Source organism: Allobosea sp. LjRoot9 (genome assembly GCF_964252745.1).
In the GTDB taxonomy this organism is placed as follows: domain Bacteria; phylum Pseudomonadota; class Alphaproteobacteria; order Rhizobiales; family Beijerinckiaceae; genus Allobosea.
The window spans coordinates 386,778-398,272 of record NZ_CAXUPC020000004.1 but is presented as its reverse complement, the minus strand read 5'-3'; the positions used below and the strand labels follow the sequence as shown (position 1 = coordinate 398,272).

Sequence of the window (11,495 nt, the reverse complement as noted above, 5' to 3'; positions counted from 1 at the left end):
TCGGTCACGCGCTCGGATTTTTGCGGTATGGCTCGCCGAAATGAACGGTGGACTCGGTAAATGAGCAAAGTTCTCCTCGTCGACGACGATGTCGAGTTGACGATGCTTCTGCAGGAATACCTGACTGAAGAAGGTTATGATGTTGCAACGGACACGGATGGCCGGGCAGCCATTGCCGCTGCCGCCGGGAACGCGGTCGACATCATCGTGCTCGACATCATGATGCCCCGCATGAACGGGATCGAAGTTCTGCAGAGGATCAGAAAACTCAGCCAGATCCCCGTCTTGATGCTGACGGCGCGCGGCGACGACATCGATCGGATATCGGGCCTGAATCTCGGCGCCGACGACTATGTGGCCAAGCCCTGTTCACCGGGCGAGCTCGCAGCCAGGTTGCGGGCGATCCTGCGTCGCGCGGGCCAATCTGCGGGCGGCGCATCAACCGACACGCTCAAGGCGGGGCTGCTCGTGATTCACCCGGGCAATAGAACGGTCGAATGGCGTGGACAGCCTTTGGATCTCACCGGGACGGAGTTCAGCCTGCTCGAAGTGCTCGCCCGCAGCGCTGGCCAGCTCGTGCAAAAGCAGGACATCTCGAAACGAGCCTTTGGCAAGCCATTGACTCCGTTCGACCGTCGCATCGACGTCCATATCAGCAGCGTACGCCAGAAGCTCGGGCTGAGAGAGGATGGACAATCCTGGATCCAGTCCGTTCGTGGCCAGGGCTATCAACTGCTCGTGGATTGACCATGCCCCGGCTCTTCTGGAAATTTTTCACGATCATCTGGCTGACGCTGGCGACATCCGTCGCGGTCATAATCCTGATCGTCAACCTCTTTCAGGCGGCCCCTTTTTCTCGTGAACTGGAGCGTCGGCAGCAGGAGTTGGTTCTGAGCCTGGCTGCGAACGTGCTTGAGCGGAATGGCGAGGATGCCGCCCAGCGCTTTACCCGGACAAGCGAGGACACGGCATCGCTCGGCCTCACGATTTCAAAGACCATGAGCTCCAGGGCCTGCGCGGACGAGCACAGGGCAGAGACCCGCTTAATCCTGAAGGACGGAATCTGCTACCGCATCTCCGTGTCGGGCAAAGCCAATGTCGTTCTCGATTACCTTGCCCTGATGATGCCGTGGATCACCATACTCGTCTCAAGCACGATATCGGCGGCGGCGCTCGCCCGGTATCTCATTCGCCCGGTCGTGCACCTTCGTGACGGCCTGAGCGCGCTCGCCCATGGCCGCTTCGATGTCCGCATCGGGGACAAGATGGCGGGTCGAAGAGATGAGGTCACCGCGCTCGCGCATGATTTCGATGCCAGCGCCGCACGGCTGCAAGAACTTCAGGATGCGCAGCAGCGGCTCTTCCATGACGTATCGCATGAACTGCGCTCGCCCTTGTCGCGTCTGCAGGCCGCGGTGGGCGTCCTGCGGCAGAGTCCGACGAAACTCGACGCCATGCTGGGCCGGATGGACCGGGAAGTCGAACGGCTGGACACGCTGGTGGGCGAAGTGCTGACCCTGGCGCGGCTGACTGGCAGATCAGACCTTCTCCTGAAGGCGCAGACGCTGGATGTCATCGACCTCTTGAACGACATCCTGAGCGATGCGGCGTTCGAGGCCCAGGCCCGGGAGGTCTCGATCACACCGAGCGTCGACGGCATCTTCAACGCCGAAGTGGAAGGAGAATTGATCTACAGGGCACTCGAGAACGTCGTCCGCAACGCGATCAAGTACACGGCCGAGCAAACGCACATAGCCGTGCTGTGCGAGACCACGACCGACCGCCTCAAGGTCTGGGTCACGGATCAGGGACCGGGCGTCAGGCGAGACGAACTCGAGCGCATCTTCCAGCCGTTCTCCTGCGGGGACGACGCGATATCGAGAGGCGGGTACGGTCTGGGCCTTGCCATCGCCAGGCAAGCCATCGAGCGCCATGGCGGACGCGTCTACGCGTCGTTGCCGGACGCGGGCGGCCTCACCGTCACCCTTGAGCTGCCCCGCAAGCCAACGGCATACAGTCCGGCGGATGATCAAGCCTGATCCGGGTCGATCTCGAAGGCGCATGGCGCAGAGGCCGCCCCGAAGGCAGGGCTCACAGATGAGCCGTAATTTTGGCGAGCGATCGATTCCGAGCCGAAGGTTTTACCCAACTTTACACTGCCTTTACTGCCATTAACGCCGGAATCGCTAAGCCGTGAGCTCACGATCACGGTTCAGAAGATTCGCCAGATGGCCTTTAGGTTCCAGCTCCTTGACATGCACCGGCAGGCAGTGCGCCGCTTGGTCCTGTCCTTGCGGATTTCCTCCCGCCTGGCCGCGCTGCTGGCGCCCATCGCGATCGCGACGCCGATCCTCGCTCAGGAATTCCTTCCGGTGGAGCAGGCGGCAAAGCTTCTCTCCGATGGAAGTCCCTGGGCTGCCGTGAAGGATGGGCGCAACGCTCGCCTCACCTTCGCTCCGGACGGCACGGGCTCCTTCGAGGGCCCCGTGACGATGCCGATCAACTGGTCCGTGAAAGGCCAGGAGATTTGCATGGAGCTGCGCTTCGCAGGCGCCCCTTGCCTTCGCTTCCGCAGGATCGCCGGTGGCTTGCTGGGCTATAGCGGGAAGGCGGAAGACCTGCGGTTGACACGCTGATGAGCACGATCATGCGCAAGTCGACAACCGCACGCGTGATGCTTGGCGCAGCGCTTCTGATCGGGGGCTGCGCCGATTCCTCGCTGACACGCAGCGGCCTGCTCTCGAGCTATGACGGCCAGCAACGCAGCGACGGCATGCTGACCCATGCGAGCTTCCGGGTCGACAAGCCACGCGTGCGGGCGGCGAAGACGGTTGCGATCATGCCCGCCAGCTTTGCCGACGGCGCGCAACTGGCCGGATTCTCCCCAGAGCAGCAACGCCTGGTGAGCAACAGCATCGACCGCTCGCTCTGCGCGGGGCTCAGCGAACGGTTTCGGATCGTGCCCTCTCTACGCGAGGCCGATCTCGTCGTTCAGGCTCATGTCACGGCGGTCGCGCCGACCAATGTCACGATGGCCGGCATTTCGAGCGCTGCCAGCATCGGCGGCTCGGTTGCCGGTGCGGCGACCGGCTTGCCGATCAGCGTGCCGCGCATCCCGATCGGGCTCGGCAGCCTCGCGGTCGAAGCCGAGGCGATGGCCCAAGGCTCTCAGCAGGCCGCCCTGACCTGGGCGCGCGGCGCCGACTCGATGACCACGCGCCCGCGCGCCTCGAACGAGGCGGACGCCTATGCGCTGGCGAGCGAGTTCGGCGCCGACTTCGCGCGCCTTCTCGTGACCGGGGACGATCCGATCAAGCTTTCGCTGTCCGTGCCGAGCGTGCGCGGTGTCGGTGAATTCCTGGGAGCATCTCCGAAGGAGGTCGCTTGCGCCCGCTACGGCCGCAACCCGGGCGTCGGTGGCCTTGTCGGTGGGATGGTGGGGCTGCCGCCCAACTGGACCGATTCCGGCGCGGCGCGACCGTGATGGACGTCAGGCAGGAGAAAGCGATGCGCTGGCGGCGTATACCGATCTCGGCCCTGGTGCAGTTGGTGGCGATGGTCCTCATCGCGCTAATCTTCGCTTTCGCGCTCATGACCTCGGCCGTCTTTTTCGAGATGCTCGACCGGTATTCGCGTAGCCCCGCCAGCGGCTCGGCACGCCAGATTGCGGCGCCTGTCGGTGTGCTCCGTTTTTCGGAAGCCGTTTGGCGTGAGCCGCACCTTCGGGGCCACTCGCCAGCGAGTTCCGAGCACGACCTGGCACGCTCGAATTCTCCGACACGAAGCCGCGTGGCCTGACTGTGACGATAGCTTGGCCTTGCGAGAGCCCCCGCAGGCGCTCCGTTTTACGTTTTCCGGTTCGCGAAACCGAACGTCGAGGCCGTGACTGGGGCGGGACGTCCCGGCCAGAATCCCATCCCTGGAGATGATATGATTGTTTTGCAGATGTCGAAGGCACGGCCGCTAATGCGCGCCGCACTCGGCTTGACACTGCTGGCGCTGGCCGGCTGCGCCTCGGCGCCGCGCACCTCCTTCACCTCGCAGGAGCAGGCAATCGCCCAGGTGCCGGGCTTTCCCAATGTCCGCGTCTGGGGAGACGGCAGCATCGAAGATTTCGCCCGCTTGGGACTAGGCCCTCCCCCTCGGAAGACAAGCTCACTCAAATATCTGGCGCTATCGGGCGGCGGCTCCGGCGGCGCTTTCGGGGCGGGCGTGCTGGCCGGGTGGACAGCGTCGGGAAAGCGCCCGCGTTTCGACCTGGTCAGCGGGGTCAGCACGGGGGCGTTGATCGCGCCCTTTGCCTTTCTAGGGCCCGACTATGACGAGACCCTCACCCACATCTACACGAGCGGCATCACCAGCAAGCTCTACCAGATGAAGTGGCTGCCGTCGGGCTTGTTGGGCTCGGGCCTGCTGGAAGCCGAGCCATTGCGCCACATGGTCGAGCAATACGCCACGAGCGAGCTGATCGCGGCTGTCGCCGCCGAGCACAAAAAAGGGCGCCAGCTGATCGTGATCACCACGAATATGGACGCACAAAGGCCCGTCGCCTGGGATATGGGGCGTATTGCCAGCAGCGGGCAGCCCGGCGCGCTGAAGCTGTTCCAGGACGTGCTGGTCGCGTCAGCGAGCATTCCCGCGGCCTTCCCGCCGGTTCTGCTCGATGTCCAGGCAGGCTCTCAGAGCTTCCAGGAGCTGCATTCGGACGGCGCGACGGCGAACCAGGTCTTCACGATCCCCGACAGCGTGCTCCTCTCGGCCAGTCCAGGCAGAATGCCTGGAGTGGGCAAGGCCGACCTGTACGTCATCATCAACAACGCGCTGATCCCGGAGTTCGACGTCGTCTCGAACTCTACATTTTCCGTAGGCAGCCGCGCCCTGTCGACCATGATCAAGGCGCAGACGCGAAGCTCCATCAACGCGACCTATGGCTTCGCCAAACGCGCGGGCATCCGCTTTCACCTCGCCGCGATCGACAAGGCAATTCCCTATAACCCCACCGACGCATTCAACAAGGACTACATGCAGACGATCTTCAAGCTCGGCTACGAGGAGAGCCTGTCCGGAAAGCTTTGGAAAAGCACGCCCACCTTTGGCGGGTCGTGACACAGCGATTCAGCTGATCGGTTCGCACGCCGAATCGAGACAAATTATTGATTTCATATGCATCTTTTAAAGCTTATATCCAAATTTCCGAAAGCGCATTTGTATAACAATATTCACTACACGTTATCAGCAACAATATATTACGTTATGGAAAAGAATTAGTACAAAATATTAATAGAATATTATCCATAATAATGGCTACTCATCAAAAGATGAGCCCCCATATAATGGAGCTGTAGATGCCTAATCTCAAATCTCCATGGCACCGCAACTTGACCATCAATTGCGCGATCGAAGGACGGCGCACCTTACTGCGTCGTCTCAGTGCGCCCGGGGCCGGTCGGAAGCACGCATGGCCGAGATGCGCATGGCCAAGACAGTGGCTGAGCGCGGCGCTCATCTGCCTGGCCGCAGCGCCTGCATTCGCGCAGACGACGGTCCCCTCCCCGGTCATCACGGTGGGCGGGAGTGAGCATGCGGTGTCTCGCAAGGTGCCTTTGTCTGTCGGCCGATCGATCATCGTCGAGCTGCCGCGCGATGCGAGAGAGGTCTTCGTCGCCGATCCCAAAGTGGCCAATGCGGTGGTCCGGTCATCGCGCCGGATATTCGTGATCGGCATCAGCGCCGGCGCGACGTCGATCTTTGCGAGCGATGCCGATGGCAAACAGATTTCCGGGCTGGAGATCGAAGTGGGGCGTGATCTCGACGAGCTGCGCCAGACCTTGCGGACCGTCCTGCCAAAGGCACGTATCGAGGTGAAATCCACCGGAACGTCGATCCTGCTGGTCGGCGAAGTTGCAAACGCGTCCGAGGCTACGCAAGCGGCCGACATTGCCACGACCTTCGTAGGCGCCGCGGCGGGCGACAAGTCGAAGGGCACGGTAATCAACTCATTGTCGATCCGCGGTCGCGATCAGGTGATGGTGCGTGTCGTCGTCGCAGAGGTCTCGCGCAAGGCGATCAAGCAGCTGGGGGTCAATCTCAGCGGCCAATGGAAGATCGGCAATGTCTCCGTCTCCCCCTCGATCGACAACCCGTTTTCGCAAACGCCACAACAGCTGTCGAGCACAGCCATTTCGGCCGGCATCGGCAATTCGACGAATGTGACCATGCGCGCGCTCGAACGCGCCGGCCTTTCGCGGGTCCTCGCCGAACCGACAGTGACGGCGATCTCGGGCGAAAGCGCGAAATTCACCGCCGGCGGCGAGGTCCCGATCCCGACCGGTTACACCTGCGACAGCGGCAAGTGCACGCTGGGCGTGAGCTACAAGGCGATCGGCGTCGCGCTCAATTTCACGCCGATCGTCCTGTCCGGCAACAAGATCAGCATGCGGATCGCCACGGAGGTTACCGAACTCGACTACGAGAATCAGCTCCGTCTCAGCAATACGAGCAGCTCCGACAGCGAATCCGTCAATGCACCGGCTTTCCGCGTGCGCAAGTCAGACACCACCGTCGAATTGCCATCGGGAGGCACGATCGCGACGGCAGGCCTGCTCCAGCGCGTCACCAAACAGACCATCAACGGATTTCCCGGCCTGATGAACGTACCGATCATCGGGGCGCTGTTCCGTTCCCGCGACTATCAGCGCGAGGAGACCGAGCTGATGATCACAGCCACGCCCTATATCGCCAAGGCGATGGATCCTGATCAGGTGCAGCGGCCCGATGATGGTTTCGTCGAAGCTCACGACGCCCAGGCCATATTGCTGGGACGATTGAACAAGCTCTACGGGGGATCAGGCGCGCCGCAGCCACAGAGCTATAAGGGCCGGGTCGGCTTCATCCTCGATTGAGCCGTGGCCGTCAGAATCCGCCGAACGGCTCAACACAGCGCCGAGAGACCCGACGCTTGTCGTAGTTCTGGTTGGTCAATGAGGTCCGAGCGCGAGAGAGGCACCCACCGGCATCTCAGGGCATGGGAAACTGATGGGTTGGGGCAACTGTTGGGATAGTCTCGGGGAATCCAAGATAATCCTGTTTTAGTATCATTCACTTAAACAGAGATAATGGCGTCCCGGAAGGGATTCGAACCCCTGACCTACGGTTTAGGAAACCGTTGCTCTATCCTGCTGAGCTACCGGGACGCACGCGAAACCGTGTAGCATAATCGCCATGCCGGTGAAGCCTCTTCTCGTCGTTTTTGTCGTTGTGATGGCGCCTTTCAGCGCGGCCAGAGCTGCCGGGCCCTGCACGGAGCTGCCGGCGGACGCGCCGATCGTGCGGCTGGCCGGCGTCGATGCGGCCGGCGACCCCGTCCTGGCGGATGGCCGCAGCCTGCGGCTCGTCGGCATCGCGCCGCGCCAGGACGCAGTAGAAGCGGCCCGCTTCGCCAGCGAAATCGGACAGTGGCGCGACCGCGAGCTGAAACTCGTCATCCTGGCCGGGAGCGACCGCTGGGGTCGTTTGCCGGCGCGGCTGTTTGTGCCCGCCGAGGCCCCCGGTTCAGAACCGACAAACCTTGCCGCCACCCTGTTGCGCAGCGGCGCCGTGCAGCGATTGCCGGAGGCGGCCTTTCCCGATTGCGGCGCAGCACCCGCTGCGCGCCCCTCAGCCGCGCGCAGCCCGGCGCAAGCGGCGCCCGATCTGGTTGGGGATGCCATCGATGGTCACGATATTGCCGCCTTGAAGGCGCAAGCGGGGCGCTTCGTGGTGGTAGAGGGACGGGTGGCTTCCGTGGGCGAGCGGGCGCAACGCACCTATCTGAATTTTTCAAGGCGACGCGCCGAGGCCGGCGCGGTCATGCTGTCGCGCACGCAATGGCGCGAACTCCAGGCTTCCGGCTGGACCGCGAGCGGTCTGACCGGTAAACGCGTGCGGGCACGCGGTGTGCTATCGGGACAGGACGGCACCCTGCTCGAGGCGTCTTCGGCCGCCGCCCTGGAGCTGATCGACTGACGGCATGCTGGCGTTCTGGCGACACGGATACCGCGCTCTTCCCAAGCGGCTCATTGCGCTGGCCTTGCCGGCCGCCCTGCTCGTGGCGGCCTTTCTCGTGGCTTGCACCAACGACCAGAGCGCCCTGCTGCCGCAGCAGACGACCGGCGGCGAGCTGGCGCCGCGCGTCAACGCCATCCAGCGCGCCTCGGACAGCGAGCATCAGCGGCTGCTGACGGCCTTCGGCGGCGAGTACCGCTCGCCCAACGCCCGCGCCGCGCTCGACGAGGTGGTCCAGCGGCTGGCCAAGGCGAGCGAGGGCCAGATCGGGGCTTATGAGATCACCATCCTGAATTCGCCGGTGGTCAACGCCTTCGCGCTGCCCAATGGCCGGCTCTATGTCACGCGCGGCTTGCTGGCGCTTGCCAACGACACCGCCGAGATCGCCTCGGTGCTCGCCCATGAAATCGCCCATGTCACGGCGCAGCACGCGGTCGAGCGCGCCGAGAAGGAGCTTGAATCCGCCCTGGTCAGCCAGGTCGTCTCGCAGGTGCTGAAGGATCCCGCCGCGGGCGCGGCGGTGCAGGCGGGCTCGAAGCTCTCGCTCGCGCGCTTCTCGCGCCAGCAGGAGCTGACCGCCGACCAGATCAGCGTGCGCAACATCTCGCGCGCCGGCTACGACCCCTATGGCGCCGGCCGCTTCCTCCAAGCGCTCGGCCGCAACACCGCCTTCCGCAATGCCGGCCAGGGCCAGAGCGCCGAGGATAAGCGGCTCGACATTCTCTCCAGCCATCCCTCGACGCCCGAGCGCGTGGCCGCCGTTACCGCCGGCGCCCGCCAGATCGGCGCACCGGGCATCGGCGAGCGCGACGCCGGCCGCTGGCTCGCCGCGATCGACGGCATCGCCTATGGCGACGACCCGCGCGACGGCGTGGTGCGCGGCAAGCGCTATCTCAACAGCGCATTGCGCATCGCCTTCACCGCCCCGGACGGCTTCAGCCTGGAGTCGGCGCGCGACATGGTGATCGGCGTCAGCGCCAACGGCAACCAGGCGCTGCGCTTCGATTCCGTCACCCTGAAAGCGGGCCAGACGCTGGAGGCCTATGTCGCCTCCGGCTGGATCGACGGCGTCGAGACCGGTGCTGTCGAGCATCTTGACGTCGCAGGCCAGCCGGCCGTCATCGCCACCGGCAGGGGCACCGACTGGACGTTCAGGCTCGCGGCGATCCAGGCCGGCGGGCGGGTCTATCGCTTCATCCTGGCGGCAAAGGGCGCAAACGACCCGGAGAGGCCGATGCGCGCCGTGATCGAAAGCTTCCGCGCCCTGACGGCGCCGGAAGCGCAGGCCGCCAGGCCGATGCAGATCCGCATCGTCACCGCCTCGGCCGGCGACACCGCTGCCACCATGGCAGAGCGCATGCCCAGCCTGGACCGCGCGCAGGAACTCTTCCTGGTCCTGAACGGGCTGGATCGCAGCGGCCCGCTGACACCCGGGCAGCGCTACAAGATCGTCGCGGAATAGCGACCGGCCGCCGCGCCCTTGGATACAATCCGAAACGAAAAAACCCGCCAAAACGAAAAAACCCGGCGGTCGCCCGCCGGGTTTCTCTTGATCTCACTGGGAAAGGAGCCTCAGGCGGCTTCTTCCTGGATGTCGTCATTGTCGCCTTCGATCTCGGCTTCAGCCTCGGCCGCCTCGCCCTTGGTGGCGCGGCGCGGCGATTTGGCAAGCTGGCCCTCGATCTTCTTCAGGGCCTCGGTCTCGGTGATGTCGTCGACGACGGCGATCTCGCGGGTCATGCGATCGACGGCCGCCTCATAGAGCTGGCGCTCGGAGTAGGACTGCTCGGGCTGCGCCTCGGAGCGATAGAGATCGCGCACGACCTCGGCGATCGCGACGAGGTCGCCCGAATTGATCTTGGCCTCGTATTCCTGCGCCCGGCGCGACCACATGGTGCGCTTGATGCGCGCGCGGCCGGTCAGCGTGGTCAGGGCCTTGGTGACGCTCTCCGCATCGGCGAGCTTGCGCAGGCCGACGCTGGCGGCCTTGGCGGTGGGAACGCGCAGGGTCATCTTGTCCTTGGCGAAGCTGACGACGAAGAGCTCGAGCTTGAAACCCGCGACTTCCTGCTCCTCGATCGCCGTGATCTGGCCGACGCCATGAGACGGGTAGACGACGAACTCGCCCGTCTTGAAACCTAGGCGCACAACAGCTTTCTTCACCATGGACATGCCGTTACGACTCCTGACCGGACCGCTTGACGCGGGCTTGACGTTGTCCGCCTCCGGACGGGATGACCGGAGGCGCTTTGCCTGATGCGAACGGACCGATCATCAGGATCGGACCAAATGCTTCACGCGTCCCTCAGCCGACCGTTTCATACGCACCCAAAGACAACGGACGACTTCGCTCCGGCAACGCACCGGGAGCTGGGATCGTTCGTATCGAAGGGAGCGCCCCGTTCGTGAAACCTCGCAGGGGCATGCGGAACGAATTCGACTATGCTGATATGCATAGCACAAAAAACACGCCGAATCAAAGGTAAACGCGTTTTGGCCTCGGCTCGGCGCGCAATGCAGCCAAGCAAGTCAGCCCTCAGCCCTGTTCACGTAGCGGCAGATTCAGTCGCCCTCGCCGGGTTCCGGCGAGAAATGCTCATCGAGCTTGCCGGCCACCCCGTCGAAGGCTTTCGCATCCGGCGGCGCGTCCTTCTTCTGGGTGATATTGGGCCAGGACGAGGCATATTTCGAGTTGAGCTGCAGCCAGCTTTCGAGGCCCGGCTCGGTGTCGGGCTTGATCGCCTCGGCCGGGCATTCCGGCTCGCAGACACCGCAATCGATGCACTCGTCGGGATGAATGACGAGCATGTTCTCGCCTTCATAGAAGCAGTCGACCGGACAGACCTCGACGCAATCCATGTACTTGCACTTGATGCAGTTCTCGGTGACCACATAGGTCATGTCGTCCGTCCTTCTTCGTCCGCGCGCGGCCGCCTCATAAAGCGCCGAAGGGCGCGGGTTTCAAGGCCGTTTTCAGCCCATTCGGCAGCAGGAACTTCTTTCCGAAGCACCATCCGGAGATGGAAATTCCCAATGCCGGCTCAACCGCATTCATATGTACACAAATGAATATTCAGCTTAACCGTCCGACTTCCCCTCGGCAAGCGACGGATCGTCGCGCGCCGCGCCGTTCAACGGCTCGTAGAGCAGCCGCGCCTCCTCGTAAGGACCGCGCCGCATGCCCAGCTCCAGCACCCGCACGACGAGCGTGGCATGCGGCAGGGCCAGGGTCAGCACGTCGCCAAGCTTGAGCCCATGCGCGGCGTTCTCGATCCTGCGCCCCTCGACCCTGACATGCCCATCCTCGACCAGACGCACCGCGACGGGGCGCGTCCTGGCGAAACGCGCGAACCAGAGCCATTTGTCGAGGCGTTGCCGATCCTGCCGCAAGGGCCGCCTTTCCGTTCAGCGTCGTGATCTCAGAGTATGTCCGCGTTTCTCCGAACCGCGGA

The 11,495-nt window shown here is 63.8% G+C and carries 12 protein-coding genes and 1 tRNA gene; 9 read left to right on the top strand and 4 right to left on the bottom strand.

Annotated elements, in window-relative coordinates:
• Positions 1-60 precede the first annotated feature (60 nt).
• The 7 genes from ACSQ3P_RS19180 to ACSQ3P_RS19150 all read left to right on the top strand — a co-directional run bounded on the left by ACSQ3P_RS19180 (position 61) and on the right by ACSQ3P_RS19150 (position 6,902).
• On the top strand, positions 61-747 hold the full coding sequence (locus tag ACSQ3P_RS19180) for a response regulator (RefSeq protein ID WP_436167087.1): 687 nt from the start codon (positions 61-63) through the stop codon (positions 745-747).
• Between the two features lie 2 nt (positions 748-749).
• Complete coding sequence (locus tag ACSQ3P_RS19175) at positions 750-2,039, top strand: HAMP domain-containing sensor histidine kinase (RefSeq protein ID WP_436167086.1); 1,290 nt, start codon at positions 750-752, stop codon at positions 2,037-2,039.
• Between the two features lie 189 nt (positions 2,040-2,228).
• Complete coding sequence (locus ACSQ3P_RS19170; protein WP_436167085.1) at positions 2,229-2,636, top strand: hypothetical protein; 408 nt, start codon at positions 2,229-2,231, stop codon at positions 2,634-2,636.
• Between the two features lie 11 nt (positions 2,637-2,647).
• Complete coding sequence (locus ACSQ3P_RS19165) at positions 2,648-3,484, top strand: DUF3313 domain-containing protein (protein WP_436167084.1); 837 nt, start codon at positions 2,648-2,650, stop codon at positions 3,482-3,484.
• The gene (locus ACSQ3P_RS19160) at positions 3,484-3,798 is read left to right on the top strand and encodes a hypothetical protein (RefSeq protein WP_436167083.1); all 315 of its coding nucleotides are present in this window, start codon (positions 3,484-3,486) and stop codon (positions 3,796-3,798) included. Before ACSQ3P_RS19165 ends, ACSQ3P_RS19160 begins: the two co-directional genes overlap by 1 nt.
• A gap of 84 nt (positions 3,799-3,882) precedes the next feature.
• The gene (locus ACSQ3P_RS19155; RefSeq protein ID WP_436167082.1) at positions 3,883-5,106 is read left to right on the top strand and encodes a patatin-like phospholipase family protein; all 1,224 of its coding nucleotides are present in this window, start codon (positions 3,883-3,885) and stop codon (positions 5,104-5,106) included.
• Positions 5,107-5,597: 491 nt separating this feature from the next.
• Positions 5,598-6,902: a type II and III secretion system protein family protein gene (locus ACSQ3P_RS19150; protein ID WP_436167081.1), complete on the top strand. Its 1,305-nt coding sequence runs from the start codon at positions 5,598-5,600 to the stop codon at positions 6,900-6,902.
• A gap of 214 nt (positions 6,903-7,116) precedes the next feature.
• Here the strand turns inward: ACSQ3P_RS19150 and ACSQ3P_RS19145 are convergent.
• Positions 7,117-7,193 (bottom strand) — tRNA-Arg (locus ACSQ3P_RS19145).
• 67 nt (positions 7,194-7,260) lie between these two features.
• On the opposite strand from ACSQ3P_RS19145, the gene ACSQ3P_RS19140 reads away from it, so the two are divergent.
• The gene (locus tag ACSQ3P_RS19140; protein WP_436167080.1) at positions 7,261-8,004 is read left to right on the top strand and encodes a hypothetical protein; all 744 of its coding nucleotides are present in this window, start codon (positions 7,261-7,263) and stop codon (positions 8,002-8,004) included.
• Between the two features lie 4 nt (positions 8,005-8,008).
• A complete protein-coding gene (locus ACSQ3P_RS19135; RefSeq protein WP_436167079.1) occupies positions 8,009-9,505 on the top strand; it encodes a M48 family metalloprotease in 1,497 nt (498 codons plus the stop codon).
• 110 nt (positions 9,506-9,615) lie between these two features.
• On the opposite strand, the gene ACSQ3P_RS19130 is transcribed toward ACSQ3P_RS19135, so the two are convergent.
• The 3 genes from ACSQ3P_RS19130 to ACSQ3P_RS19120 all read right to left on the bottom strand — a co-directional run bounded on the left by ACSQ3P_RS19130 (position 9,616) and on the right by ACSQ3P_RS19120 (position 11,433).
• Positions 9,616-10,215, bottom strand: a complete 600-nt coding sequence (locus ACSQ3P_RS19130) for a CarD family transcriptional regulator (RefSeq protein ID WP_436167078.1) — start codon at positions 10,213-10,215, stop codon at positions 9,616-9,618.
• 390 nt (positions 10,216-10,605) lie between these two features.
• Positions 10,606-10,944 (bottom strand): ferredoxin FdxA, encoded by a 339-nt coding sequence (gene fdxA, locus ACSQ3P_RS19125; protein WP_069688712.1) that lies wholly within the window; start codon positions 10,942-10,944, stop codon positions 10,606-10,608.
• A gap of 177 nt (positions 10,945-11,121) precedes the next feature.
• Entirely contained in the window at positions 11,122-11,433 is a 312-nt protein-coding gene (locus ACSQ3P_RS19120; protein ID WP_436167077.1) for an RNA-binding S4 domain-containing protein, read from the bottom strand.
• Between the last annotated feature and the right edge of the window lie 62 nt (positions 11,434-11,495).

Coding starts and splice junctions, on each gene's coding strand:
- fdxA (WP_069688712.1), bottom strand. CDS start 10,944: ATGACCTATGTGGTCACCGAGAACTGCATCAAGTGCAAGTACATGGAT.
- ACSQ3P_RS19130 (WP_436167078.1), bottom strand. CDS start 10,215: ATGTCCATGGTGAAGAAAGCTGTTGTGCGCCTAGGTTTCAAGACGGGC.
- ACSQ3P_RS19160 (WP_436167083.1), top strand. CDS start 3,484: ATGGACGTCAGGCAGGAGAAAGCGATGCGCTGGCGGCGTATACCGATC.
- ACSQ3P_RS19165 (WP_436167084.1), top strand. CDS start 2,648: ATGCGCAAGTCGACAACCGCACGCGTGATGCTTGGCGCAGCGCTTCTG.
- ACSQ3P_RS19135 (WP_436167079.1), top strand. CDS start 8,009: ATGCTGGCGTTCTGGCGACACGGATACCGCGCTCTTCCCAAGCGGCTC.
- ACSQ3P_RS19170 (WP_436167085.1), top strand. CDS start 2,229: ATGGCCTTTAGGTTCCAGCTCCTTGACATGCACCGGCAGGCAGTGCGC.
- ACSQ3P_RS19140 (WP_436167080.1), top strand. CDS start 7,261: ATGGCGCCTTTCAGCGCGGCCAGAGCTGCCGGGCCCTGCACGGAGCTG.
- ACSQ3P_RS19180 (WP_436167087.1), top strand. CDS start 61: ATGAGCAAAGTTCTCCTCGTCGACGACGATGTCGAGTTGACGATGCTT.
- ACSQ3P_RS19175 (WP_436167086.1), top strand. CDS start 750: ATGCCCCGGCTCTTCTGGAAATTTTTCACGATCATCTGGCTGACGCTG.